Origin of the sequence: Cryobacterium sp. N22, from assembly GCF_002929555.1 — a bacterium.
Taxonomy (GTDB): domain Bacteria; phylum Actinomycetota; class Actinomycetes; order Actinomycetales; family Microbacteriaceae; genus Cryobacterium.
In genome coordinates, this window is record NZ_PJJP01000029.1 from 20,919 (window position 1) to 46,418 (window position 25,500).

The window sequence follows — 25,500 nt, forward strand, 5'->3', positions numbered from 1 at the left end:
CCTTTACTCGAGGGATGCCCGATGACCGATCCACGCCCGCCCGTGCTTGCGGTTTCGACGGTCATTTTCGCGCTCCGGCCCGACGCCGAATCCGGCTTCATGACGCTCTGGCTTCCCCTGGTGCGCCGCACCAGGGATCCATATCTGGGCCTGTGGGCGCTGCCGGGCGGCTGGCTGCCGCCCGAGGAGGAGCTCTCCGCCGCGGCGGCCAGCACCCTGCGGGAAACCACCGGCCTCTCCCCTAAGTACCTCGAGCAGCTGTACACCTTCGGTGATCTCAGCCGTTCCCCGGGCAGCCGCGTCGTCTCGATCGTGTACTGGGCCCTGGTGCAGTCCACCGAGGCCGACCTCGCCGCCGTCGATGAGAACGTGCAGTGGTTCCCGGCCGACCGGCTTCCCGAGCTCGCGTTCGACCACAACCACATCGTCGAATATGCGCTCTGGCGTCTGCGCACCAAGGTGGAATACTCCCGCATCGCGCACGCTTTCCTCGGCGAGACGTTCACCCTCGCCCAGCTGCGCGACGTGCACGAGGCGGTCCTGCGCCGAGCACTCGACCCGGCGAACTTCCGCCGCATGATCGAGTCGACCGGGACCGTGGTCGACACCGGGCTCCGCCTAGCCGGGGTGCCGCACAGGCCGCCTCGCCTCTACCGCTACAACGACTCCCACTCCCTCGCCGAGGGGCCCCTGGGCTCCGCCGTCGGCTGGCCCGAAACTCCCCTTCAATCCACCCCGCACTCCCCGAGGAGCACGACATGACCATCGCATCGGTCGACCGCACCATCCGCCTGATCAGCACGGGCAAGAGCACGGGCAGCACCTGCACCCCCGACCTCGCCGTAGACCCGTGGTACTTCGACGACAAGGCGCCCGGCTACGGGCCCGGCTCCTCGATGGGCGACGTCATTCCCACCGGCTCCCCCCGCCAGGGCGAGCTGCCCGCGCGCTACCGCACGGCGTCGAACGGCGAACTGGGCGACTGGATCCGCGCCGCCAAGGCCACCCTGGGCGAGCGTGTCGTGGTGCTCGGCCACTTCTACCAGCGCGAAGAGGTGCTGCAGCACGCCGATTTCGTCGGCGACTCCTTCCAGCTCGCCGTGGCCACCCAGAGCCGGCCGGATGCCGAAGCCATCGTCTTCTGCGGTGTGCACTTCATGGCCGAGACCGCCGACCTGCTGTCCCGCCCCGAGCAGGCCGTGATCCTGCCCAACCTCGCCGCTGGCTGTTCGATGGCCGACATGGCCGATATCGACTCCGTCACCGAGTGCTGGGAACAGCTCGAAGAGCTCTACGGCACCGAACCGGATGCCTCCGGGCGCGTCCCGGTGATCCCGGTCACCTACATGAACTCCTCCGCGGCGCTCAAGGGCTTCTGCGGCGAGCACGGCGGCATCGTCTGCACCTCCTCGAACGCCGAGACCGTGCTGGAGTGGGCCTTCGAGCGCGGCCAGCGGGTGCTGTTCTTCCCCGACCAGCACCTGGGCCGCAACACCGCCAAGGCCATGGGCGTGCCCCTCACGCAGATGCCGATGTGGAACCCGCGCAAGGCCCTCGGCGGCAACACCGAGGCCGCGCTCGAAGACTCGCGGGTGATCCTCTGGCACGGCTTCTGCAGCGTGCACCGCCGCTTCACCGTCGACCAGATCGAGACCGCCCGGGTTGAGCACCCCGGCGTGCGCGTGATCGTGCACCCCGAGTGCCCGATGGCGGTCGTGGACGCGGCCGACGAATACGGCTCCACGGACTACATCGCCAAGGCCATCGCGGCCGCGCCGGCCGGTTCGACGTTCGCGATCGGCACCGAGATCAACCTCGTGCAGCGCCTCGCCGCCCAGTACCCGCAGCACACCATCTTCTGCCTGGACCCGGTGGTCTGCCCGTGCTCCACGATGTACCGCATCCACTCCGGCTACCTGGCCTGGGTGCTTGAAGCCCTCGTGGGCGGCGACGGCGTGCCGGCCGAGGTGCTCAACCGCATCACGGTCACCGACGACGTCGCCGGGCACGCCAGGGTCGCGCTCGAACGGATGCTCGCGGCCAAGCCGCCCGCGGCCGGTCCCGTCGCCCCCGTCGGGACCGGGGCCTGACCATGACGCGCGTGCTGGTTGTCGGCAGCGGCCTCGCCGGGCTGATCGCCGCGGTGCGGGCAACGGATGCCGGCCACCGGGTGACCCTGGTGACCAAGGCCGCCCTCTCCGACAGCAACACCCGCTACGCCCAGGGCGGCATCGCCGCGGCGCTGTTCCCCGACGACTCCACCGACGCGCACATCCTCGACACCCTGCGCGCCGGCGCCGGACTCTGCGACGCCGCCGCCGTCCGCGTGCTCTGCGAGGAAGGCCCGGCACGGGTGCGCGACCTGATCAGGTTCGGCGTCGACTTCGACCGCGACGAATCCGGTATCACCCGCGGGCTCGAGGCCGCGCACTCCAGGTCGCGAGTGCTGCACGCCGGCGGCGACGCCACCGGCGCCGCCATCGAAACCGCCCTGGTGGCCACGGTGCAGGAGCGCGCCAAGCGTGCCCACGCGCTCGGCGGCGACCAGATCACCATCCACGAACACACCATGCTCGTCGACCTGATCGTCACCGACGACCAGGGCTCGGCCCGAGTGACCGGCGCGCTGCTGCTCGGCCCGGACGGCGACCGGCACACGGTCTCCGCCGACGCCGTGATCCTCGCCACCGGAGGCGCGGGGGCGCTGTACCGGCACACGACCAACCCGGCCATCGCCACCGGAGACGGTGTCGCCGCCGCCTGGCGGGCCGGCGCGGCCGTCGCCGACGTCGAGTTCTACCAGTTCCACCCGACCGCGCTCGCGGTCCCCGGCACCCCGCTGGTCTCTGAGGCGGTGCGCGGTGAGGGCGCCGTGTTGCTCACCAGCACCGGTGAGCGCTTCATGCCGGCCATCCACCCGGATGCCGAGCTCGCGCCCCGCGACATCGTGGCACGCGGCATCGCCGCCCAGATGAAGGCACAGGGCGGCGCCCCGGTGCTGCTGGACGCCACCGGGCTCGGCCGCGCCCTGCTCGAAAGCCGGTTCCCCACCATCACGGCAGCCTGCCGCGCCGCCGGACTGGACTGGGCGGTGGAACCGATCCCGGTCGCTCCAGCCGCGCACTACTGGATGGGCGGAGTCGCCACCGACGGCTGGGGCCGCACCTCGCTGTCGGGCCTCTACGCCGTGGGCGAGGTGGCCCGCACCGGAGCGCACGGTGCCAACCGGCTGGCCTCCAACTCGCTGCTCGAAGCCGCGGTCTTCGCCGACCGGGCCGTGCGCGCACTCGACGCGGAAGAGCAAGGACCGCCGTTCTTCGACGACCTCGACGTTATTGCCGAACTCGACGGCGCCGTTCTCGACAGCGCCGATCCTGACAGCGCCGAGCACGCGGACGGCACCCTCGTTGACCGCGGCACCCTGCAGGAGCTGCTCTGGGAGGCCGCCGGTGTGCACCGGTCCGGCTCGGGCCTGACCCGTGCCGCCGTGACCCTGGCCGGCTGGCGGGCCGTCGACCGTGCCGGGGCCGGCGTCGCCGAGCTCGAGACGGGCAACCTGCTCGACCTCGGCCGCCTCATCGTGGCCGCAGCCCTGGCCCGCGAGGAATCCCGCGGCGCCCACCACCGCGCCGACTTCCCCGACAGCCGGCCCGAATTGGCCCGGCCGCATTTCAGCCGACGCCCGGAGTCGCTGACCCGCACTCTCCTCACCGTTCCATCGCAGCCTTCGGAGGCCATCGCATGCTGACCACACACGCCATCGACACCGTCGTGCGGGCCGCCCTCGACGAAGACGCCCCGTGGGGCGACCTCACCAGCGAGATGCTGATCCCCGCCGACGCCGCCGCCACCGCGCAGCTGGTCGCCAGGGAAGCCGGCGTCTTCAGCGGCGGGGCCGTGTTCGCGGCGGCATTCCGGCTGGTCGACCCGCGCATAGCGGTGCACCTGCACGTCACCGACGGCGCCGCCTTCGCCGCGGGTGACCTGCTCGCCGAGGCGTCCGGCCCGGCCCGCGGCATCCTGCAGGCCGAACGCATCGGCCTGAACTTCGTGCAGCGGATGAGCGGCATCGCCGCCCTCACCGCACAGTACGTGGCCGAGACCACGGGCACCGCGGCCCGCATCGTCGACACCCGCAAGACCACACCGGGCCTGCGCGCGTTCGAACGTCAGGCCGTGCGCGACGGCGGCGGCCACAACCACCGGTTCAGCCTCTCCGACGCTGTGATGGCCAAGGACAACCATCTCGCGGTCCTGAGCGCCGGCGGCATCGGCCTCACCGAGGCCCTGCTGGCCGTGCGCGCCAAGCTCTCGCACACCACCCACTTCGAGGTGGAGGTGGACACGATCGAGCAGATCGAACCGGTGCTCGCGGCCGGCATCGACACGATCATGCTCGACAACTTCGATGCCGACAGCCTCCGCGAAGGCGTGCGCCTGGTCGCCGGCCGGGCCATCGTCGAGGCCAGCGGCGGGGTCTCGCTCGACACCGTAAGACGCATCGCCGAGTCCGGCGTCGACGTCATCTCGGTGGGCGCCCTCACCCACAGCGTTCGCTCGCTCGACCTGGGCCTGGACGTCGTGATCCTCACCGAGGATTGACACCACCCCTCACCTGAACCCGGAGCCGCCATGATCTACCTGGACAACGCCGCGACGACCCCGCTCCGCCGCGAGGTCGCCGAAGCCATCTGGCCGGTCATGACCCGCGGGTTCGGCAACCCGTCCAGCCACCACCGGGTGGGTGAGGCCGCCGCGGCAGCCCTGAAGACCGCGCGCACCCGCATCGCCACGGTGTTGGGCTGCCGCCCCGGCGAGATCACCATCACCAGCGGCGGCACCGAGGCCGACAACCTTGCCATCAAGGGCCTCGCGCTCGGCACCCCGCGTGGGCGGCACATCATCAGCACCGACCTCGAACACGAGGCCGTGCTCGAATCCTGCGACTACCTGCGCCGGGTGCACGGGTTCGAGATCACCCTGTTGGCCACGGATGCCGCCGGCCGCGTCGACCCCGCCGAGCTCGCCCGGGTCATCCGGCCGGACAGCACCCTCGTGACCGTGCACTACGCCAACAACGAGATCGGCACCGTGCAGCCCATCCGCGAACTCGCCGCGATCGCCCGCGCGGCCGGCGTGCCGTTGCACACCGACGCGGTGCAGGCCGCCGGCTGGCTGGAGCTGAACGTCGCAGACCTCGGCGTCGACGCGCTGAGCATCTCCGGCCACAAGCTCGGCGCACCCCAGGGCGTCGGCGCGCTGTACCTGCGCGGCCGCCTGCAGGTCGAACCGGTGCTGCACGGCGGCGGCCAGGAGCGCGGCAAGCGCAGCGGCACCGAGAACGTAGCCGGGGCCGTGGGGCTCGCCGTCGCCCTCGACCTGGCCGAGGCCGAACGGCGAGAGCTCGCGCCCGCCCTGGCCGCCCTACGGGACGGCTTCGTCACGGCGGTGCTCGAGAGCACGCCGGGCGCCGCACTGACCGGGGACCCACTGCACCGGCTGCCCGGCCATGCCTCGTTCACCTTCGCCGGCACCGGCGGGGAGGCCGTGCTGCTCGAACTCGAACGCCACGACATCGTCTGCTCGAGCGGGTCGGCCTGCGCCGCGGGCAGCGACGAGCCGTCACACGTTCTCACGGCCCTGGGCATCCCGGCCGACCTCGCCCAGACCGCCGTGCGGTTCACCCTGTCGGCCACCACCACCGCCGCGGAGCTGGCCGAGGCAGCCGCCCGCGTGCGCGACGCCGTCGCCGCCGTGCGCGGCCTCGCCACCCCGTAACTGTTCCCAAAACGGACAATTGGTCCCGGCGCACCGGGACCAATTGTCCGCGCGGGGCACAGTTGCGGTGCGGGGCGAACGGATGCTGAACGGGAGACGACTGGCAGCGGGGTGGGACCTTTGGCCCGTGTTTTGGGCGGTGGGGCAGCCTATGTTTGAACCAGAGACAAAGATCCCAGATCGGGTTGTCCAGGAGGAAAACTATGACGATCACAGACCAACCAGTCGCCACTCCCATAGCTACAAAGATCGACACCTTGGTTGCAGCCGGCAACGTCGCGCTGAAGGACTACGCGGACTTCACCCAGGAACAGATCGACTTCATCGTCAAGAAGGCCTCCGTCGCCGCGCTGTCCCAGCACGCCACGCTCGCCGTTCACGCCGTCGCTGAGACCGGCCGTGGTGTCTTCGAAGACAAGGCCGTGAAGAACCTCTTCGCGTGCGAGCACGTCACCAACTCCATGCAGAACCTCAAGACCGTTGGCATCATCAGCCGCGACGAGATCACCGGCATCACCGAGATCGCCGAGCCCGTCGGCGTCATCTGTGGCATCACCCCCGTGACGAACTGTACGTCCACCGCGATCTTCAAGTCGCTCATCGCACTCAAGACCCGTAACCCCATCATCTTCGGCTTCCACCCCGCCGCGCAGGAGTCCTCCGCAGCCGCCGCCCGCGTCGTCCGCGACGCCGCCATCGCAGCAGGCGCACCCGCCAACTGCATCCAGTGGATCGAGCAGCCGTCCCTCGAGGCTTCCACCCTGCTGATGAACCACCCCGGTGTGGCCCTCATCCTCGCGACCGGTGGAAACGCCATGGTCCGCGCCGCGTACTCCTGCGGCAAGCCCGCCCTGGGCGTCGGCGCCGGCAACGTGCCCGCCTTCATCGAGAAGAGCGCCAAGCTCAAGCGTGCCGTCAACGACGTCGTGCTCTCGAAGGCCTTCGACTACGGCATGATCTGCGCTTCGGAGCAGGCCGTCATCATCGAAGAGCCCCTCTACAACGAGGCCATGGCCGAGTTCAAGATCCTGCACGCCTACCGCACCAACAAGGAGGAGAAGGCCCTCCTCGAGGAGTTCATCTTCGGTGTGCAGGCCAACTCGGAGAACTGCGCCGGAGCCAAGCTGAACCCGAACGTCGTCGGTAAGTCGCCGGTGTGGATCGCCCAGCAGGCCGGCTTCAGCGTTCCCGAAGACACGTCGATCATCCTGGTCGAGGTCTCGGGAGTCGGACCGCACGAGCCGATGACCCGCGAAAAGCTGGCACCGGTGCTCGCCGTCATGCACGCCAAGGACGCCGAAGAGGGCATCTCGCTCTCCGAGCAGATGGTGGAATTCGACGGACTGGGCCACTCGGGCTCGATCCACAGCGAAAACCCCGCGATCATCGAAGAATTCGGCAAGCGCGTCAAGGCTGTCCGCATCATCACCAACGCCCCCAGCTCGCTCGGTGGCATCGGTGACATCTACAACGCGTTCATCCCCTCGCTCACGCTCGGCTGTGGTTCGTACGGACACAACTCCGTCTCGAACAACGTCTCGGCGATCAACCTGATCAACATCAAGCGCATCGGCCGGAGGAACAACAACTTGCAGTGGTTCAAGATCCCCGCGAAGACCTACTTCGAGCCGAACGCCATCCGTTACCTGGCCGACATGCGCGACGTCACCCGGGTCACCATCGTCACCGACTCGACCATGACTCGCCTGGGCTTCGTCGACAAGATCCTCGACGTGCTCAACCGCCGCGAGGGCCGTGTCGCCCTGCAGATCATCGACAACGTGCTCCCCGAGCCCACCGTTGCCGCCGTCGAGAAGGGCGCAGAGGAAATGCGCGCCTTCAAGCCGGACACCATCATCGCCCTCGGTGGCGGTTCGCCGATGGACGCCGCCAAGGTCATGTGGCTGCTCTACGAACACCCTGAAATCGACTTCGCCGACATGAAGGAAAAGTTCTTCGACGTGCGCAAGCGCGCGTTCAAGTTCCCCGACCTCGGTGAGCTCGCCAAGCTGGTCTGCATCCCGACCACCTCGGGCACCGGTAGCGAGATGACCCCGTTCGCCGTGATCACCGACGACGTGACCGGCGTCAAGTACCCGCTGGCCGACTACGCGCTGATCCCGTCCGTCGCGATCATCGACCCCGTGCTCACGGCCATGATGCCGTCGTTCCTCGCCGCCGACTCCGGCTTCGACGCCCTGACCCACGCCACTGAGGCGTATGTCTCGGTGTACGCGAACGACTTCACCGACGGCCTCTGCCTGCACGCGATCAAGCTGATCTTCGAGAACATCGAGACCAGCGTCAAGGGCACCATCGGCAGCACCGATGACGCCGTGATCAAGGCTCGCGAGAAGATGCACAACGCCGCGTCGATCTCTGGCATGGCATTCGGTAACGCGTTCCTGGGCATAGTCCACGCCATGGCGCACGTCACCGGCGCGCAGCTGCACCTGATCCACGGCCGGGTCAACGCGACCTACCTGCCGCACGTGATCCGGTACAACGGCACCGTACCGACCAAGCTGACCAGCTGGCCCAAGTACGAGCACTACATCGCCCCGGAGCGCTTCCAGGAAATCGCGAAGCACCTCGGCCTCCCGGCCTCGACCCCGGCCGAGGGCGTCGAGTCCTACGCCAAGGCCGTCGAGAAGCTGCGCGACCAGGTCGGCATCAAGCCGTCCTTCCAGGCACAGGGCGTGCCGGAAGAGGACTTCATCAGCCGCCTCGACTCGCTCGCCATGGGCGCCTACGGCGACCAGTGCGCACCCGCCAACCCGCGGATGCCGATGCTGGACGACATGAAGACCCTCATGGAAGCCGCGTACTACGGCACGTCATTCGCCGAGGTTCGCGCCGGACGCGCAGCCGTGGTTGACGCCGCGCACGAGACCGGTGCAGTGGTTGCCGCCCCGGCCGAGGACGCCAAGAAGCCGGCCCGCAAGGCCGGCAAGTAGGCTCCACGCTCCCAGCAGTAACCGTTCGACCTGCACCACCACAACGGCCCCGCACACTCGTGCGGGGCCGTTTTGTGTGAGGATGCCACCTGTTTTCGGTCGACGACACCGGTGCTCCTCACCACCCATTGGTGTTAGATGGAGGCTGTGGGCAACCCAACTGACTCTCCGCACGGCAGCGGCGACGCTGCCGAGCCCGACTCAGCCCAAATGCCGGAGCACGAGCCGGACGAGGACCACAACCTGCGTCAAGCCGCCCAGGATCAGAAGATCCAGAAGATCCTGCTGGACGCGCACCGACGGGACGACGAAGCTGACATCCGCGACATCGAGTCTGACAAGCGAGCGGAAGCCGCCGACCTCGAGGCCTTTCTCGACACCAGCGAAACGTATTCGGGCCACGGAGAACGCCGAGCGGCAGCTCTGGACCGGTCGCATGCCAAGAGCGACCGTCAGTCCTCGGCCGACGATCGAGCCGAACTAACGAAGCACAAAGACAACCCGGACACCGAATAGCCGCCTGCCTGGGGTCGTCGCGCCGATTCTTGTGGGTGGTGGGCTGATGCGCACAGAGTCTGATCAGGCCGGGAGCGGCTGCTGTTCGACGCCGACACTGATCAGCAGCGTGACGACATGGGCGCGTATGTCGTCCCGGATGCCCCGCACGGCCGCCAGGGACTGCCCGGCCGGGTCGGCCAGCTCCCAGTCCTGGTAGCGCTTGCCCGAGTAGACCGGGCAGGCGTCGCCGCAACCCATGGTGACCACGACGTCGGCGGCCTGCACGACGTCATCGGTGAGCGGCTTGGGGAATTCCTCGCCCAGGTCCAGGCCGATCTCGCGCATGGCCTCGATCACCGTGGCGTGGATCTCGCCAGAGGGAATCGAGCCGGCGCTGCGCACGTGCACCCGTCCGCCGGAGAGATGCCTGGTGAGCACGGCCGCCATCTGGGACCGACCCGCGTTCTGCTCACAGACGAAGAGGACCTCGGGAACCTCCCGCGCGATCGCGCCCTTGGCCTGGGCGAGCGCGGTGAGCCGGTCGGTGGCAAACCGCACCGTGCGCGCGGCGACGTACGCGCGCACGGTCGAACCACGCAGGAGGCTGGTATACGACTCGAGGACGTACCGTTCCACGGTCTCGAGGCCGAAGATACCGGAGAACTTGAGCGAGAGCTCGTCGGAGAGACGGTGTAGATACGCCTCCGGGTAGGTGAGCCCGGGAATCGGGCGACGGTCCGAAACATCCATTGCTTGCGCCTTGTCGTCGGGTGTCGGGGGCTAAACGGTGACGGGAAGGATCTCGGTGAGCAGCTTCTCGATGCGCGCCTTGATATCGTCGCGGATGGGGCGCACCGATTCGATGCCCTGGCCGGCCGGGTCGGCCAGCTCCCAGTCCTCGTAACGCTTGCCGGGGAAGATCGGGCAGGCGTCGCCGCAGCCCATGGTGATCACGACGTCGGAGTCCTTGACTGCTTCGGTCGTGAGGATTTTGGGCACGTTGTGCGCGATGTCGATGCCGTCTTCGGCCATGGCCGCGATTGCGACGGGGTTGATCTGGTCCTTCGGCTCGGAGCCGGCCGAGAGCACCTCGACACGGCCTCCGGAGAGAGCTGCGAGGTAACCGGCGGCCATCTGGGACCGTCCGGCATTGTGCACGCAGACGAAGAGGACTGTGGGCTTGGCGGCGGACGTGCCGGCACTGATGTCAGACATGGGATTCCTTCGGCTGGCGATTGATCGACATCTGTCAATATAGTCGATGCACCCGGGTTTCGGCATTCAGGGACGACTTATCACCCACCGCACACTCTCCGTTCACCTTCCGTTCATCCGCTCCCGAGGAGCCCGTATACCGAGTTGCCCACGTGCGGACCAGGTACCCCCGCACACCAGGGCAGTTCATCCGGTTCGGGGCAACTCGGCAATGCACCGCGGAGCGGGAGGCTCGATGAGCGGCTCGGGAGACTCGATTCACGAGGGCAACCTCGCTTAACGCAAAAGTCCCGGTCTCTTTCGAGACCAGGACTTTAGTTTTAGTGGGCGTTTCACGGAATCCCAGAGCCCTGACTACAGCTGGGCTTTCTCTGGGACTTCGTGTTGCGATTCCAAGCTAAGGCGGATTTCATTCCAGCAACCGAGTAGTCCCGGCCCGGCGGTTCGCGCCTCGCCGTCGAGACACCCACGCTCTTCGCCGTCGAGGACGCCTCGTCGATTGACGTGAGGGGTTCATCAACATGCATCGAAGTGGCCGGCCCGCCGGAAGAACCAGGTCGCTTCAGCGCGCGGCATCCCGCTCAGGACCTGAGGATCCTCGGGGGGAGCGTCCTCCTGCTCTTCGGCACTCCTAACATCTACTCCGGCACCCAGACGATCGACTAAGGTTTCCTAGTTTTTCGCCCCTCGTCGAGAACTTCGCTTTTCTCGACCGACGAAGTAGTGCTCAACGAACCCCGACTGGGTGAAGCGAGTCACCAGATCGACTGACGATTCTGTGAGCCCCACAAGGCGGGCACTCTGCGCTATGCGATCGTCAAGATCTCGTAACGCGTCCCTTCCGGGCTCGAAGGTCGCAACACTTCCAGCTCGGCGAAGCGCGACTTCGTAGTCACCCGTAAATGAATGCGACACGAAACCAAATTCCTGGGTCAGCATCGGCGTATCTAACTCGATCCATGGCCAAACCCCCCACTCGGCAAGGCCTCGGAGAAGCCCGTCTCTTATCCGTTGTTCAACCCAATCGCTGGCGTCCGAAAGCAACCAGGGAACAAAGTCAAACGGCTCGTAGGTCCTTACCGATGGGCCCATCAGCTCGCCTTGGACGTAGTTGCACGCAACGGTCGGCCACCTCAGCGCACTCAGATCTGGCATCCGAAATGCAACGTCTTCGGCGCACGATGATGGCTTGCCATCGGGTCCGAATTGTAGGGTGGACTCGAAGTACTCCTGAATCTCCTCCTCAAATTCCCCACCGTTGCCCGGCATGGCGAGTTGGGGTGCGTAGGCAAGGAGATAGGCAACGGTTTCTCGCTCGACCTTCGCCAAGTCTGCATCCTGCTTGGAATCGCTGATCCGAGCGCGCAGCACCCGCGTGACACGCTCTCTACGGTCGTCCGGCAGGAGGAGCCACTTCGCTTCGGCAGCCGTCGCTTCGGTCATCGATGACGTTGATCAAATACTGCATAGTGTCGGTCCTCTCGCTCAGGCGTACTCAGGGCGGCCGCCCACGCGGTAGGTGAGCGCAACGATACCGGTGCCGAACACCACCGAATCCTCCACGTGCAGTCCGAAGTCCAAGCCGTTCTGCGGGAAGAGCCGCTCGCCCTCCCCGACGATCACCGGGAACTGGACGAGGTTCAACTCATCCACAAGTTCGTTCTCGAGGAGCCAGCGGGCGAGCGCCGCACTCCCGACCACGAGGAGCTCGCCAGCCGGCTGGGCCTTGAGCTCGCGAATCTCGGCGGCGACGTCACCCGAGATCACCGTCGCGTGCTCCCAGGCCGGATTGGTCAGGGTGTTCGAGACCACGTACTTCGGCTTCGAGCTGATCGCCTCCCCGAACCCACCATCGTTGCTTCGGGTGCCCCAGTACGTCTCGAACAGGCCGAATGTCTTTCGGCCAAGCAGGAACGCATCCGGGCGCCGCCAGGTATCGAGGATGTATTGCGCGGCATCCTTGTCGCCGAACGCACGCGCCCAGCCGCCGCGCGTGAATCCGGGGTCCATCTCCTCGTTGTTGCCGCCGTTCGCCTGAGCGACGCCATCCAGGGTGACCTGCAGGCTGATGGTGAGTTTCATGGTGCTACTCCCTTCGCGCCACCCCTGGTGGGCGGCCTCACTACTGCAACGAATGCGTCCGATCCAATTCGACAGTTTTGCTTGGAATTCTCCGGAAGTACCAATCTTGATGGGAAGCGTCGGCTCCGCCTCGCTCCAGGTGAATGTACTCGAAGAACTCGAGGGGAGCGCGCCGACGCTGTGTCAGAAGGGAACCCTGACCTGGACGGCGTGCCCTACCTGGCGTGGCGCGGAGATGAATGGGCGTGCTGCCGTTCTGGTTACCGCAGACGCGTCAATCCGAAGAGCGATTCTTCTGGATGATTGTTTCCGTCTCTATGGGGACGAAACCCAAGAATCCGGCCTGCCGAAAAGCGGGCTATTTCTATTTAGCTACCGGACGTCGGCGGCTCGCTAAGCCTGAAGAGTCCGCCGATTGGGCAAAAAGAAAGGACCGGCCCAGCATTTCTGCTGAACCGGTCCTTCTCAGTCAATTTCATGAAAACTGACTTGGCATTCCGTGAAACGCCCTTAGTTGCGGGGGCAGGATTTGAACCTACGACCTCTGGGTTATGAGCCCAGCGAGCTACCGAACTGCTCCACCCCGCGCTACAAGAACTAAGTTACCACAGTTACTCAAGGCCTTCGAATCGGCCCCTCCGCCCGGGCGCGTCGCGCCCGACGCAAAAAAACGCGGGTGGTGCGACCGGGTTTCCCCGGCGCACCACCCGCGCGCGGATGAGGCGGCGAACTACGCGCTACTGCTGGTCGAGCAGCACCAGCAGCTCGGCGACCGCATCGTTCAGCTTCTTGTCGGCAACCCCGTAGGCGGAGAAGTCACCAGACGCCAGGGCCGCCTGCTTCTCGGTCACGGCCAGCTTGGCCTCCGCGAGGAGCGACCTGATCTGCGCATCCGTCGCCGGGTCACCGGTCGTAGTCGACGGGGCTGTGCCTCCGTCGGCGGGAGCCTCGCCCGGGGCGGGCGTTTCCACGGCCGGCACGTCGGTGTCGCCGGCGTTGGCGCCGGACTCACCGCCGAAGAGCACGTTGAGCGCGTTGTCCAGGGTGTCCTCGAAGGCGATCTGGTCACCGAAAGCCACCAGGACCTTCTGCAGCAGCGGGTAGCTGGTCTCACCGGTGGACTGCACGTAGACGGGCTGCACGTACAGCAGACCGCCACCGACGGGCAGCGTCAGCAGGTTTCCGTTGAGCACACTGGACTGGCCCTGCTTGAGCAGGTTGAGCTCGGCGGAGATCGTGGGATCACCGTTGAACTTGGCCTGCACCTGGCCGGGGCCGGGCACCGTGATGTCGTTCGGCAGGGTCAGCAGGCGCAGCTTGCCGTAGCCCTCCGCCCGTTCCCCGTCGGTGGCACCCGCGTCGGCGTCGGCGGCGAGGTACCCCGTCAGGACGTTCCGGCTGGTTTCACCGGACGCGTTGGGGATGAAGGTCGAGTACAGCGAGTACGACGGCGCTTCCTGGCCGGGCATCTGCATCGTCAGGTAGTACGGCGGCTGCAGCGTGGTGTTGGTGCTCGGCGACACGGGGTCGTTCGGCGTCGTCCAGGCGTCGTCTTCGGAGTAGAACGAGCCCGGGTCGGTCACGTGGTACTTGCCCAGGACCGCGCGCTGCACCTTGAACATGTCGGCCGGGTAGCGCACGTGGCTCATCATGTCGCCGGTCATCTCGCTCATCGGCTCAACCGTCGACGGGAAGATCTTCTGCCAGGTCTGCAGCAGCGGGTCCTTCTCGTCCCAGGCGTACAGCGTCACGGAGCCGTCGTAGGCATCAACGGTCGCCTTGACGGAGTTGCGCATGTAGTTGATGTTGTCCAGCGCGAACGGCTGCTCCGGCGTCTCGGTGTCGGCGATGGAGTCACTCAGGCTGACCGCGGTGGAGTACGGGTAGCTGGCCGAGGTCGTGTACGCGTCGACAACCCACTTGATGCGCCCGTCGACGACGGTCGGGTACGGGTCGGAGTCGAGCGTGAGGTACGGGGCGACCTTCTGCACGCGGGTGATCGGGTCGCGGTCGTAGAGGATCTGTGACTCGTCGTTGACCGCATTGGCCAGGAAGATCTGCTCGGACTGGAACTTGAGCGCGTAGATCAGCTTGTTGAACGGGCCGTTCAGGCTGGGACCGCCGTCACCCGTGAAGGTGGTGTAGGTCTGCTGGGCGCCGTCCTCGCCGGACGGGTAGTCCAGCTCGATCGGGTCGGTGCCCTCCGGGGCGCCGACAATCGAGTACGTCGGTGAGGTCTCGCCGAAGTACACCCGCGGCTCGAACTTGCCCAGCGATCCGGAGGTGGGGATGCCGGACTCCAGGAACACCGGCTGGCCGTCGGCCGAGCGCTGGTTGCCGTATGCGGCGACGACGCCGTAGCCGTGCGTGTAGACGACCGAGGAGTTGACCCAGGTCTCACTGCTCAGGCCACCGAGGTCGAGGTCACGCACCGACACCACGGTGTCCTGGGACTTGCCGTCGATCGTGTAGCGGTCCACGTCGAGCTTGGACGGGAACTGGTAGTACTGCTTGAACTGCTCGAGCTGGGCGAACGCGTCGCTGACCAGGGCAGGGTCGAGAATACGGATGTTCGCGGTGGTCTCGGCGTCTTCGCGCAGCGCCCCCGGCTCGGCCGTGGTGGTGGCGGTGTACGGGATCTCTTCCACGTCGGCGACGCCGTAGGCATCCCGGGTGAGGTCGATGTTGCGCTGGATGTACGGTGCCTCGAGGGTCTTCGCGCTCGGGTCCACCTGGAAGCGCTGCACGACCCAGGGGTAGAGCGAACCGATCAGCAGGCTGCTCACGATCAGCAGCGCGGTGCCGATCACCGGCAGGCGCCACCGGCCGATGAAGGCCGTGACGATGAAGAGGATGGCGACGAAGACCGCGATGCCGGCCAGGATGGCGCGCCCCGGGATGGTGGCGCTGACGTCGGTGTAGCCGGCGCCCGTGATCAGGTCGTTCGACTGGGTGAGCGTGGAGTACTGGTCGAGCCAGATGCTCACACCCTGCAGCAGCAGGTAGACGGCGGCGGTGACGGCGATCTGCACACGGGCGGCCTTGGCCACGAACACCTCACGGCCGGTGACGCGGATGGCGCCGTACAGGTAGGAGGTGGCGAGGGCGACCAGCGCCGAGATGAGCACGACGGCCGAGCTGAAGGCCAGCAGCGACTGGTAGAACGGCAGGTCGAAGAGGTAGAACGACACGTCGAAGCCGAATTGCGGGTCGGTGGTGCCGGCTTCGGTGCGGTTGAGCCACATCAGGATGGTCTGCCAGTGCGTTGCGGCGGCGACACCGGCGAAGAGGCCGAGCAGGGCGGGGATCCCGTACATCGCGAGCCGGCGCAGCGGCTCGATGACCTGCTGGTAGCGGTCGACCTGCGAGTTCAGCTTTGCGTAGACCGGGCGAAGCCTGTAGGCGAGCTGGATGCTCACCCACACCGGCACGGCCATGCCGAGGAACCCGACGACGAACAGCACCGCACTGGCGATCCACTGCGTGGTCAGCACGCTGAGGAAGCCGAGCTGGTCGAACCACAGCACGTCCGCGTACAGCCCGGCGAAGATGAAGAACAAGATCACCAGCCCTGCGATGATCGCTGCCGTAATGGCGAGCGGGGCACGGCTCCGGCGTGGAGCGCTTCCGGCGGATGATGTGGTCACGAATTGGCCTCTTGCTCTGATAGATCGGGGGTCAGACCCTCATTCTATGCAGGCCTCCTCAGGGCAAACCCCGAGTTCGCTGAGGGCTCGCCCAGAAGTGCCCGTGCTATCAGTTTGCCGGGCAGGTCGGCAGGTCGCCGGTGTCAGCTCCGCTGCCTATGGCATCCAGCGCCGCCAGGGACTCGTCGAGGGTGCTCACGGCCAGAACCGTCAAGCCATCCGGGATATGACCGGAGACCTCGTCGCAGTTGGCGGCGGGCGCCAGGAACCACTCCGAACCGGCTTCCTTGGCGCCGAAGAGCTTCTGGCGGATGCCGCCGATGGGACCGACGACGCCGGACTGGTCGATGGTGCCGGTGCCGGCGACATCCGCCCCGCCATGGATGGAACCCGGGGTGAGCTTGTCGATGATTCCCAACGCGAACATCATGCCGGCACTGGGCCCGCCGACCTTGTCGAGCTGGATGTTGACGTCGAACGGGAACTTATACTCCGACTTGACGTTGATGCCCAGCACCACGTTGCCGTCGATGTCGACGGGGGTCACCTCGACGCTCTGCTCGGCGCCGCCGCGGGTCAGCCCGATGGTGGCCGGCGCGTCGGCGCCGTTGGCGGTGAGCGCGGCCCGCAGCGCGGTGATGTCCGCCACGGCTTCACCGTTGACGGTCTCGATCAGGTCGCCGGCCTCGATCAGGCCGGCCGCCGGCGCCTCGTCGGCCAGCGACACGACGCTCAATTCGGTCGGGTAGTCGTAGCCGAGGCTGGTCAGCGCCGCGGCGATGGCGTCCTGTTGGGAGTTCACCATGGCCGCCTGGTTCTGCTCGTCACGCTGTTCGGTGGTGACATCGGCCGGGAAGACCGACTCCATCGGCACCACCGCCTGACTCGGATCGAGCCAGGCCGACGCGACCGTCAACCAGTTCAGGCGGTTGTCCGGGTTGCCGAGCACCGAGACCGTGAGCAGGTCCAGCGTGCCCTCTGTCGGGTACACGGTCTCGCCCGGGATCGTGATGAGGTCGGTCTTCTCCCCTTCGTATTCGGCCGAGCCGAGCGTGTTGTACACCGGCCCCGGCTTCTCGACGACATACGGAGACGGCACAATCGCCAGGGTGAGCCCGGTTACCAGTGCGATGCCCAGCACCACCCACCCCGTGCGGGAACCCCGACGGGGTCGGTCGGAGCCTGAATGCGGGTCAGCGGTGAAGAGGGCCACCAGGCTCCTTAGAAGGATGAACGGGAAGTACGCAAGCTGTTCGCTACGGGCGACAACGCAAGAACCCAGCGTAGGTCATTTCCCAGTTCTAGCCGGGGTTCTCGGGCTAGCGTAGAGGGACGCAACTGAGAGGTGCCTGAAGTGGCCGATGACTCCCGACCCGACGAAGGTCAGAACCCAGAAGACGAATTCCGGGACATGCTCCGAGACATCCTGTCGGGCAAGTCGTCCATCGACCCCGGCCAGTTGGCCGGCGCGGCCGGACTCCCGAATGATCCAGCGAGTGTGGCAGCGCTGATGAGCCAGTTGCAGGGCGCCCTGAAGGGCGGCGGCGATGGCGGCATCAACTGGGACATCGCCCTGCAGCAGGGCCAGGAACGCGCTGTTACCGGGCAGCTCAGCACGACCGACGCCCAGCGCGCCGAGCTCGAGCAGGCCTTCCACATCGCGGCGCTTTGGCTGGACGACGTGATCAACGTCGCCGAGCTCACCGTCGTGCCTCGCCTGATGACCCGCAAGGAGTGGGTGACCGCCACCATGCCGCTCTGGAGCCAGCTCTCCGAGCCCGTGGCGACGAGCATTTCGGACTCGCTCACCAACGTGCTCACCGAACAGGCCCCCGAGGAGCTCAAGGGCATGCTCGCCGGCGCCAGCCAGATGATGCGCAGCCTCGGCGGCACCCTGTTCGCCATGCAGCTGGGCCAGGTTGTCGGCCAGCTCGCCAGCGAGGTCGTCTCAGGCGGCGACATCGGCATTCCCCTCTTCGGCGACCAGCAGGCCGCCCTGCTCCCCCAGAACGTCGCCGAGTTCGGCGAGGGCCTGGATGTGCCCACCGACCAGGTGCAGATCTATCTCGCCGTTCGTGAACTCGCCCACGCCCGCCTGTTCCGGCACTCCCGCTGGTTGCGCCTGCACATGATCAGCTCGATCACGGATTTCGCGCACGGCATCAGCATCGACACCGAACGACTGGAGTCACTCGCCGAGGGGTTCGACCCGTCGAACCCCGAGGAGCTGCGCGACGCCATGGTGAACGGCTCGCTAATCCCACCCAAGTCCGACGCCCAGCTGGCCGCCCTCGGCCGGCTCGAGACCATGCTCGCCCTCGTCGAGGGCTGGGTCGACGTGGTCACCGTTGAGGCCACCAGCCGGCTGCCGCGCGCGGACGCTATCAACGAGACCGTCAAGCGCCGCCGGGCATCCGGCGGCCCGGCGGAGTCGGCGTTCGCCACCCTGGTCGGTCTGGAGCTGCGTCCCCGCCGCCTGCGTGAGGCCGCCGCGATGTGGCAGGCCGTCACCGACGCCGTGGGCAACGAGGCCAGGGATGCCCTGTGGGCGCACCCCGACATCCTGCCGACGTCCGCGGACCTCGACGACCCGCAGGCCCTGGTCGCCCGGCTCACCTCCACCGCCAAGGGCGAGCCCCCCATCTTGGACGACGTCGACCAGGCCCTGGCCGACCTCCTCCGAGACGACAACCCCGACCGCCCCCACGAGGCGTAACCACCCCCGCGAACTGTGAGTTAAGCCCCGAAAACTTGCGTTTTTAGGTGCTTAGCTCACAGTTCGCGGAGGGGTCAGGCGGCTTTGATCAGTGCCTGGGCGGTGTCTTCGTCGGTGATCAGGACCGTGCACAGGCCGCTGAGGACGACGGAACGCGCGATGGCGTGTTTGCGCGGGCCGCTGATCACGGCGATGGCGGTCTTCGCGCGGCGTAATTGCTCGAGCGGGATGCCGAACGTGCGCTCGTCCAGCGCCGGGTCGACGATTTGGCCGGCGCTGTCGATGAACCGGCCCACCACATCGCCGACCGCACCCTTGCGCACCAGCTCGTCGACCTGGTCCGGCGTGAGGTAGCCGCTGTCGACGTGGGCGGAGCCCGCGTCGGCCTGGCCCGCGCTGAACAGGTAGGCGGATGCCGAGGAACCCATCTCGAGGACCGCCGCGACCGACCGGTCGGAGGCGATGGCCAATTTGGTCTCGACCCGTTCCAGGATGGCGGGGCTGGGCAACAGCGTGAACTGGCCCGCACCCTTCTGGGCGATGCTGACGGCGGTGGCCGCGGCGGTTCCCGGCCGGGCGTTCAGGCTCACACCGCCGTTGATCTGCACCACGTTGACGCCGCTGGCCCAACCGGGCTTGAGCTGCACCGAGATGTCGTACAGGGTGCGTCCCCAGCTGATGCCGAGCGTGCGCGGCACCGGCCGCAGTGCGCTGAGGTAGTCAGCGGCCGCCTGCGCGGTGCGTTTCTGGAGGTCGAGTTCGTCGACGACTCCGGCGGTGGAGACCACGATCGCATCGGCGAGGCCGGTGGCACTGCGCAGCTGTCGTTCGATGCCGAGCCGGCGGGCGCGGGGATGCACGATCTCGATGCGGATGAACCCGTTGGCCTTGGCCTGGGCCAGCAGCCTGCCGACCTTCCAGCGAGTGAGCCGGAGGATCGTGCCGATCTCGTCCTGGGTCTTGTCCTCTTCGTAGTACAGCTCGGCCGCCCGAATAGACAGCAGCTCATCGATGTCGGTCATTCGTTGGTGCCTTCCTCCGTGGCCCTAGCGTAGGTGGAGCTGACCGGCCGGTACAACACTCGTTGCCGATCTTGCTCATATGAGCAGGAGCCTCACCCTCGGTGCTGGCGCTCCAGGTCGTCCTCGAGCAGGTGCGGACGCGCGACGACGGCGCCGGCCACGGTGATCGCCAGGGCCGTGCCGATCAGGAACAGCAGCGGGGCCGTCCACGCCCCGGTGATCTCGTGCAGCAGGGCCATGCACAGCGGGCCGAGCGCGCCGAGGGTGTAGCCGACGCTCTGCACGAAACCACTCAGGGCCACCGAACCGGCGTGGGTGCGGGTGCGCAGGTTGATCAGAACCAGTGTGAGCGGGAAGAACAGCGGCCCGAGGCCGGCCAGCACCACCCAGAGCCAGGTGAGCGTGCCGGGCGCCAGGAGCAGGCCGAGGTCGCCGATGAGGAAGGCGGCGACCCCCAGGTAAACCAGGATCGCCACGTTTTTCATCCGGGAGGTCAGCCACGGAATCAGCAGGGCGCAGGGGATGCCCATGGCGGCGTAGACCGAGAGCAGCGTGCCGGCCTGGGCCGGGGTCACGCCCGCGGTATCGATGAGCAACTGCGGCAGCCACGCGAACATGGCGTAGGCGTTCAGCGACGACGCCGCGAACACCACCGCCAGCGCCCAGGCGATCGAGGAACGCCAGATCCGGCCGAGCAGCGCCGGCTCCGCTTCCTCGACGAGGGCGCCGGGGGTGACCTGCACGCGGTGTCGCACGAACATTGTCAGCCAGGGCACGAGGGCGAACACAACGGGCAGCACCCAGAGCCCGAGGGACACCCGCCAGCCGGCGGCATCCGCGACCGGCACGGCGATCAGCGGCGGGATCAGGGTACTCAGTGACACCACGGTGACGTAAAGAGAGGTGATCAGACCCACCCGGTCGGGGAAGTACTTCTTCACCAGAGGCGGCAGCAGCACGTTGCCGACCCCGAGTCCGGCGAAGGTGATCACGCTGCCGATCATCAGGGCGGTCAGGGATCCGGCCGCGCCGCGGGTGAGGTGCCCGATGAGCATCGCGGTGAGGGCGAGCACCAGCACGTTTTCCAGGCCCAACCGGCGGGTGAAGACCGGGGTGAAGATTCCGAAGACCGCGAAGCAGACCGGCGGCAGCATGCCGAGGATGCCGATGGCCGTTGCGGTCAGCGGGATGTCGGTGGAGATCTCGCTGACGATGGGCGAGAGCGCCGCGACGGCGGTGCGCAGGTTGGCGGCGACCAGGACGATACCCAGCAGCGCCAGGGTTCGCCCGGTCCACAGGGGGCGGAGCGAGAGTTCTGACACTCCGCAAGTCTAGGCTGGACGGCATGGCAGAATTCGCGCGACTCCTCCCCCTCAGCTTGCGGAGCGTCGGCAACGAGTCCGGCGTGAACGCACGCTGGTCGGGGCACCTGGCGGCCACCGTCACGGCCATCGCCGACCTGCTCGCCGGGCTGACCCCCGAGCAGTGGGAGGCAGAGAGCCTGTGCGCCGGCTGGCGGGTGCGTGACGTCGCCGGACACCTGGTCTGGCGGCTCGGCAGCAGCAGACGGGAACTCGTCGGCAGCGCCGCCCGCGCGTACGTCGGTCACTTTGTGCGCCCGTCGCGCGCCATCGACGTCGTGAGCCGGGCCGCGGCCGCGGCCGAGCCGGCGCAGCTGGTGGCCCGGCTGCGGGAGATCGCCGCCGCCAGGGCGGCCTCGGGCCGCGGTGGCATCACCGAGCTGACCGAGGCCGTGGTGCACGGCCTCGACGTGGCGCATCCGCTCGGCCTGACCCTGCCCGTACACGCGACCGCGGGCGGGGCGGTGGCGTTGCGGCGCAGTCTGATCGCCCCCACCGAGATCAAGGCCGTGCTGCGCACCCGCCGGCTGATTGCGACGGATGCCGAATGGAGCGTCGGCCACGGCACGCCGCTGCGGGCACCGGCGTCGGGCCTGATTCTGTTCCTGTTCGGCCGCGGACCGCTGCCCGCCGATACCCCACCCGTTCAGGCACCGCCGGAGCAGCCGGCCGGGTAGTAGGCGGGCTAGCCGGGCGGGAGCTGCAGGATGGCGCGGGTCTTCACGACGTCGTCCTCGATCTGCCGGATCAGCGGCTCGATGCCGGTGAACGCGACCATGCCGCGGATGTGCTCGACAAAAGCGACCTCGACGACGTGGTCGTACAGGTCGATGTCCTGGTCGAGCACGTACGCCTCGACCTGTTTCTGCGGCACGCCCTCGAAGGTGGGGTTGTTGCCGATGGAGATGGCGGCAGGATGGCGCACCCCGTTGTCGGTGAGCCAGCCGGCGTAGACGCCGTCCGCAGGCACCAGTCCCTCGGCCTCCGGCGCGAGGTTCGCGGTGGGAAAGCCGAGTTCGCGCCCCCTGGCCGCACCGTGCACAACCATTCCGCGAACGGTGGGGGTGTGCCCGAGCAACCGGGCCGCCGCCCGCACGTCACCGTCCGAGAGCAGCTCGCGGATCCAGGTCGACGAGACCCGGCGCTCCCCGAGCGGCGTGACGTCGTCGATCAGTCGCACATCGAATCCGTACCGGCCGCCGAGCTCTGTGAGCAGGTCGGCGTCGCCGGCACCGCGAGCGCCGAACCTGAAGTCCCGGCCCACCATCACGTGCCGGGCGTGCAGCGTGTCCACGAGGATGTCACGCACGAAATCCTCCGGCGGCAGCGACGAGAGCGCCCTGTCGAAGGCGAGCACCACGGTGGCGTCGATGCCGGTGTCACCGAGCAGGTCGAGCTTCTGCTGCACACTGACCAGCTCGGCGGGACACTTGTCGGGGTTCAGCAGGGACAGCGGATGCCTGTCGAAGGTGACGACGACGGCGGCCAGGCCTTCCCTGCGGGCAAGGGTCTTCAGCTCCGCGATCACGGCGCGGTGACCGGCGTGCACACCGTCGAACTTGCCGATGCTCACCGCGGAGGCCGGCCAGTCGGTCGGAACGGCGTCGCGGCCGGTGAAAACCCTCATGGCCGCGCTCGAGGGCAGGTCTGAGGGGACGTTCATGGGCGTGGCCTGGGCGCCGGTCATGCCGGGACGCCGTTCCGGTCGGTGCGCTCCGGCGCGTGGCGGGCCAACCACCACATGCCCAGGATCGGCAGTACCAACGGGATGAACAGGTAGCCGCGGCCGTACACCGACCACACGGTGTCGTGCGGGAACAGCTGCGGGTCGACCAGGCTGAGGGTACCGATCACGAGAACGCCGAGCAGTTCGAAGCCGATGGTGATCCAGGCGATCCGGTACCAGGCGCGCCCACGCTTGATGAGCGCGACTGTCGCGACGATGTAGACCACCGCGGCGAGGGCCGACAGGGTGTACGCCAGCGGAGCCTCGTCGAACTTCCCGACGATCTGCACGAAGGACCGGCCGGTTGCGGCGAGGGCGAGGACGCCGTAGACCATGATCAGCACACGCCCGATGCCGGTCACCCGGCCGGGATTCGTCGTGCCGGTGGCATTGTCTCCGGAGTCGGTCTTGAGATCATTCATCGCTCAGTAATTATCGCAGCATCTTCACGCCGAACGGTGCCGGTCGTGTTCCCCCGGCTCAGACGCCCTGCACCGTCCAGATTTGCAGCATCCGGTAGAGCATGACAGCCACCGACAGGCACACCACCCCGAGGATCACCGTGCTCCACCGGCTGCGTTCGATGAGCGCCCACACTCCCCCGAATATCGGCAGCAGGATGGCGCTGACCAGGTAGGTGTAGAACTCCAGCAGGCTGCCGGTGGCCTGGTTTCCGGTGAGGGGCGCGACGATGGCCACCACGAGCTGAACGATCAGGAGCACCTCGACGAGCAGGGTCGCTCCCATGCTGAGGTCGGTGGGTTTCCGGCCGGCCAGCCCCAGGCCCAGGCAGAGCAGGCCGGCGGCGGTCGCGATCGCCAGTTGCAGGTAGGTGAACCACTCGATCACGAGCCGTCCTCCACAAGCGCCGTGCCGGCCGCTGGTTCGTCTGGCGGGAAGTTCACGATCGACTTGGCCTGGCCGGCGCGGTACTCGACGAGGCCGATGAGCCGGCCGTCCGGGTTGATGGCGGCGATCGGTCCCGCGTCGCCGGCGCCGACGGGTGCGTCGATGCGCTTGCCGTGGCCGAGGTCGATGGCCTGCTGCTCGCTCAGGTCGAGCCTGCCGAAGAGCCGGCTCGCCGCATCCGCCGGGCCGATCAGGGCGCGGGCCACGTCGAGCTGGTCGAGCGGGTCGGCGGCGTCGATGCCGAACGGGCCGATGCGGGTGCGGCGGAGGCTGGTGAGGTGGCCGCCCACACCGAGACCCGCGCCGAGGTCGCGGGCCAGCGCCCGGATGTAGGTGCCGGAGGAGCACACCACGCGCACCTCGAGGTCGAGGAATCCCTCGACCGGCGTGCTGGAGAGCAATTCGAACTCGCTCACGGTGACGGGCCGGGCGGGCAGTTCGACGTCTTCGCCGGCACGCACCCTGGCGTAGGCGCGTTTGCCGTCCACCTTGATGGCGCTCACGGCGCTGGGCCGCTGGCTGATGTCCCCGGTCAGGGCCCGGATGCCGTCGGTGACGGCGGTCTCGGCCAGTGCGCCGACCACATCGGCGGGCGCGCGGGTGAGTTCCTCCCCCTCGGCGTCGTCGGTGGTCGTCGCGGCTCCCAGCCGGATGGTGGCCAGGTATTCCTTGTCGAGGCCGACCACGTAGGTGAGCAGCCGGGTGGAGCTGTTGATGCCGAGGATCAGCAGGCCCGTCGCCATCGGGTCGAGGGTGCCGGCGTGGCCGACCTTGCGGGTGTTCGCCAGGCGCCGGGTGCGCGCGACGGCGTCGTGGCTGGTCCAGCCCTGGGGCTTGTCGATCAGCACGAGGCCGCTGGTCGTGCTGCCGGGCGTGCGGCGTGGGGCGTTCACTGGAAATCCTTCTTGGCTGGGGTCAGGCATGTTCTGCGGCGTCGGCGGCTGTGGCGCCGAGCACCACGTCGAGCTTGCCACGGAACGTGCACCGCATGAGTTCCTCGGCGTCGGGGTCCTCGTCGAAGATGTCGGGCAGCCGGATGGCCAGGAGCGTGTTGAACAGCATCCCGTCGGCCAGGAACCCACGGATGGCGTCCGGCGGGAACCCGGCCTCGTCGCGCAGCATCCGGTAGATCTCGAGGAACCCGGCCCTGGCCTTGGCACCGACGACGGTGTTATGCCCGCTGATGAAGGCCTGCATGAGCGAGAGCAGGATGCCTCGATCTTCGATGAGGTCGACGTAGGCGGCGCCGAGCCGCATGGCCAGCAGTTCCGCCTCGTCTTCGCCGTGCTCGCGCGGCTCGGCGATGATCTGCCTGAACGCGGCGACCAGACGCCCGAGAGCCCGGGCAAGCACCTCCAGAAAGAGGTTCTCCTTGGTGCCGAACATGCGCACCACGTAGGGCTGGCTGATACCGGCGGCCCTGGCCACCTGGTCGGTGGTGGCGCCGGCATAGCCCCGCTCACCAAAGACCACACTGGCCGCGGCCAAGATCTGTTCACGGCGTTCCGCGGCGGGGATGCGCTCGGTGGGCTGGGCGGCTGCGGTGCCGGATGTCTCGTTCACACTTGACAGGTTATCAGTCGATTACT

Annotated in this window: 23 protein-coding genes and 1 tRNA gene; 10 read left to right on the forward strand and 14 right to left on the reverse strand. The window is 67.7% G+C overall.

Annotated features, from left to right (window positions below; all coding sequences use genetic code 11):
- The first annotated feature begins 21 nt into the window (after positions 1 to 21).
- The 7 genes from CXY76_RS05700 (at position 22) to CXY76_RS05730 (ending at position 9,251) form a co-directional block, all read left to right on the forward strand.
- The gene (locus tag CXY76_RS05700; RefSeq protein ID WP_104163279.1) at positions 22 to 762 is read left to right on the forward strand and encodes an NUDIX domain-containing protein; all 741 of its coding nucleotides are present in this window, start codon (positions 22 to 24) and stop codon (positions 760 to 762) included.
- A complete protein-coding gene (gene nadA, locus CXY76_RS05705; protein ID WP_104163280.1) occupies positions 759 to 2,090 on the forward strand; it encodes a quinolinate synthase NadA in 1,332 nt (443 codons plus the stop codon). Before CXY76_RS05700 ends, nadA begins: the two co-directional genes overlap by 4 nt.
- A 2-nt stretch (positions 2,091 to 2,092) precedes the next feature.
- Positions 2,093 to 3,748, forward strand: a complete 1,656-nt coding sequence (gene nadB / locus CXY76_RS05710) for an L-aspartate oxidase (RefSeq protein ID WP_104163281.1) — start codon at positions 2,093 to 2,095, stop codon at positions 3,746 to 3,748.
- Positions 3,742 to 4,602 (forward strand): carboxylating nicotinate-nucleotide diphosphorylase, encoded by an 861-nt coding sequence (nadC, locus tag CXY76_RS05715; protein WP_104163282.1) that lies wholly within the window; start codon positions 3,742 to 3,744, stop codon positions 4,600 to 4,602. The genes nadB and nadC overlap by 7 nt, the downstream gene beginning before the upstream one ends.
- Positions 4,603 to 4,632: 30 nt before the next feature.
- On the forward strand, positions 4,633 to 5,778 hold the full coding sequence (locus CXY76_RS05720; RefSeq protein WP_104163283.1) for a cysteine desulfurase family protein: 1,146 nt from the start codon (positions 4,633 to 4,635) through the stop codon (positions 5,776 to 5,778).
- Positions 5,779 to 5,981: 203 nt separating this feature from the next.
- On the forward strand, positions 5,982 to 8,735 hold the full coding sequence (gene adhE / locus CXY76_RS05725) for a bifunctional acetaldehyde-CoA/alcohol dehydrogenase (protein ID WP_199190203.1): 2,754 nt from the start codon (positions 5,982 to 5,984) through the stop codon (positions 8,733 to 8,735).
- A 138-nt stretch (positions 8,736 to 8,873) separates the two neighbouring features.
- Complete coding sequence (locus tag CXY76_RS05730; protein ID WP_158253845.1) at positions 8,874 to 9,251, forward strand: hypothetical protein; 378 nt, start codon at positions 8,874 to 8,876, stop codon at positions 9,249 to 9,251.
- 63 nt (positions 9,252 to 9,314) lie between these two features.
- Here the strand turns inward: CXY76_RS05730 and CXY76_RS05735 are convergent, their stop codons facing one another.
- From CXY76_RS05735 to CXY76_RS05750, 4 genes are all read right to left on the reverse strand, one after another.
- Positions 9,315 to 9,983 carry a phosphatase gene (locus CXY76_RS05735; RefSeq protein ID WP_104163285.1) on the reverse strand — a complete coding sequence of 223 codons (669 nt, stop codon included), beginning with the start codon at positions 9,981 to 9,983 and terminating at the stop codon, positions 9,315 to 9,317.
- Between the two features lie 30 nt (positions 9,984 to 10,013).
- Positions 10,014 to 10,448 carry an arsenate reductase ArsC gene (locus CXY76_RS05740; RefSeq protein ID WP_104163286.1) on the reverse strand — a complete coding sequence of 145 codons (435 nt, stop codon included), beginning with the start codon at positions 10,446 to 10,448 and terminating at the stop codon, positions 10,014 to 10,016.
- 672 nt (positions 10,449 to 11,120) lie between these two features.
- A complete protein-coding gene (locus CXY76_RS05745) occupies positions 11,121 to 11,891 on the reverse strand; it encodes a hypothetical protein (protein ID WP_104163287.1) in 771 nt (256 codons plus the stop codon).
- Between the two features lie 42 nt (positions 11,892 to 11,933).
- Positions 11,934 to 12,530, reverse strand: coding sequence for a dihydrofolate reductase family protein (locus tag CXY76_RS05750; RefSeq protein ID WP_104163288.1), 597 nt, complete (start codon positions 12,528 to 12,530; stop codon positions 11,934 to 11,936).
- 239 nt (positions 12,531 to 12,769) lie between these two features.
- On the opposite strand from CXY76_RS05750, the gene CXY76_RS19185 reads away from it, so the two are divergent.
- Positions 12,770 to 13,018, forward strand: a complete 249-nt coding sequence (locus CXY76_RS19185; protein WP_146073376.1) for a hypothetical protein — start codon at positions 12,770 to 12,772, stop codon at positions 13,016 to 13,018.
- A 26-nt stretch (positions 13,019 to 13,044) separates the two neighbouring features.
- Here the strand turns inward: CXY76_RS19185 and CXY76_RS05755 are convergent.
- The 3 genes from CXY76_RS05755 to CXY76_RS05765 form a co-directional block, all read right to left on the reverse strand.
- A tRNA-Met gene (locus CXY76_RS05755) sits at positions 13,045 to 13,118 on the reverse strand.
- 149 nt (positions 13,119 to 13,267) lie between these two features.
- Positions 13,268 to 16,177, reverse strand: a complete 2,910-nt coding sequence (locus CXY76_RS05760) for a UPF0182 family protein (protein ID WP_199190204.1) — start codon at positions 16,175 to 16,177, stop codon at positions 13,268 to 13,270.
- 109 nt (positions 16,178 to 16,286) lie between these two features.
- Positions 16,287 to 17,390: a PDZ domain-containing protein gene (locus tag CXY76_RS05765; RefSeq protein WP_104163289.1), complete on the reverse strand. Its 1,104-nt coding sequence runs from the start codon at positions 17,388 to 17,390 to the stop codon at positions 16,287 to 16,289.
- Positions 17,391 to 17,531: 141 nt separating this feature from the next.
- Here CXY76_RS05765 and CXY76_RS05770 point away from each other — a divergent pair, with 141 nt between their 5' ends.
- Positions 17,532 to 18,893, forward strand: coding sequence for a zinc-dependent metalloprotease (locus CXY76_RS05770; RefSeq protein ID WP_369826076.1), 1,362 nt, complete (start codon positions 17,532 to 17,534; stop codon positions 18,891 to 18,893).
- Between the two features lie 74 nt (positions 18,894 to 18,967).
- Here the strand turns inward: CXY76_RS05770 and CXY76_RS05775 are convergent, their stop codons facing one another.
- Both CXY76_RS05775 and CXY76_RS05780 read right to left on the reverse strand, forming a co-directional pair.
- Positions 18,968 to 19,915, reverse strand: coding sequence for a sugar-binding transcriptional regulator (locus tag CXY76_RS05775; protein WP_104163290.1), 948 nt, complete (start codon positions 19,913 to 19,915; stop codon positions 18,968 to 18,970).
- A 92-nt stretch (positions 19,916 to 20,007) separates the two neighbouring features.
- Positions 20,008 to 21,237, reverse strand: a complete 1,230-nt coding sequence (locus CXY76_RS05780) for an MFS transporter (protein WP_104163291.1) — start codon at positions 21,235 to 21,237, stop codon at positions 20,008 to 20,010.
- Positions 21,238 to 21,260: 23 nt separating this feature from the next.
- On the opposite strand from CXY76_RS05780, the gene CXY76_RS05785 reads away from it, so the two are divergent.
- A complete protein-coding gene (locus CXY76_RS05785) occupies positions 21,261 to 21,953 on the forward strand; it encodes a maleylpyruvate isomerase family mycothiol-dependent enzyme (RefSeq protein ID WP_104163292.1) in 693 nt (230 codons plus the stop codon).
- A gap of 8 nt (positions 21,954 to 21,961) precedes the next feature.
- On the opposite strand, the gene CXY76_RS05790 is transcribed toward CXY76_RS05785, so the two are convergent.
- The 5 genes from CXY76_RS05790 to CXY76_RS05810 are packed head-to-tail and all read right to left on the reverse strand — an operon-like array spanning position 21,962 to position 25,474.
- Positions 21,962 to 22,903, reverse strand: coding sequence for a bifunctional riboflavin kinase/FAD synthetase (locus tag CXY76_RS05790; protein WP_104163357.1), 942 nt, complete (start codon positions 22,901 to 22,903; stop codon positions 21,962 to 21,964).
- Positions 22,904 to 22,959: 56 nt separating this feature from the next.
- Positions 22,960 to 23,424, reverse strand: a complete 465-nt coding sequence (locus CXY76_RS05795; protein ID WP_104163293.1) for a hypothetical protein — start codon at positions 23,422 to 23,424, stop codon at positions 22,960 to 22,962.
- A gap of 58 nt (positions 23,425 to 23,482) precedes the next feature.
- Positions 23,483 to 23,851, reverse strand: coding sequence for a hypothetical protein (locus tag CXY76_RS05800; RefSeq protein ID WP_104163294.1), 369 nt, complete (start codon positions 23,849 to 23,851; stop codon positions 23,483 to 23,485).
- Positions 23,848 to 24,834: a tRNA pseudouridine(55) synthase TruB gene (gene truB / locus CXY76_RS05805; protein ID WP_104163295.1), complete on the reverse strand. Its 987-nt coding sequence runs from the start codon at positions 24,832 to 24,834 to the stop codon at positions 23,848 to 23,850. The genes CXY76_RS05800 and truB overlap by 4 nt, the downstream gene beginning before the upstream one ends.
- Entirely contained in the window at positions 24,827 to 25,474 is a 648-nt protein-coding gene (locus CXY76_RS05810) for a TetR/AcrR family transcriptional regulator (RefSeq protein ID WP_104163296.1), read from the reverse strand. Before CXY76_RS05810 ends, truB begins: the two co-directional genes overlap by 8 nt.
- Positions 25,475 to 25,500: the final 26 nt, after the last annotated feature.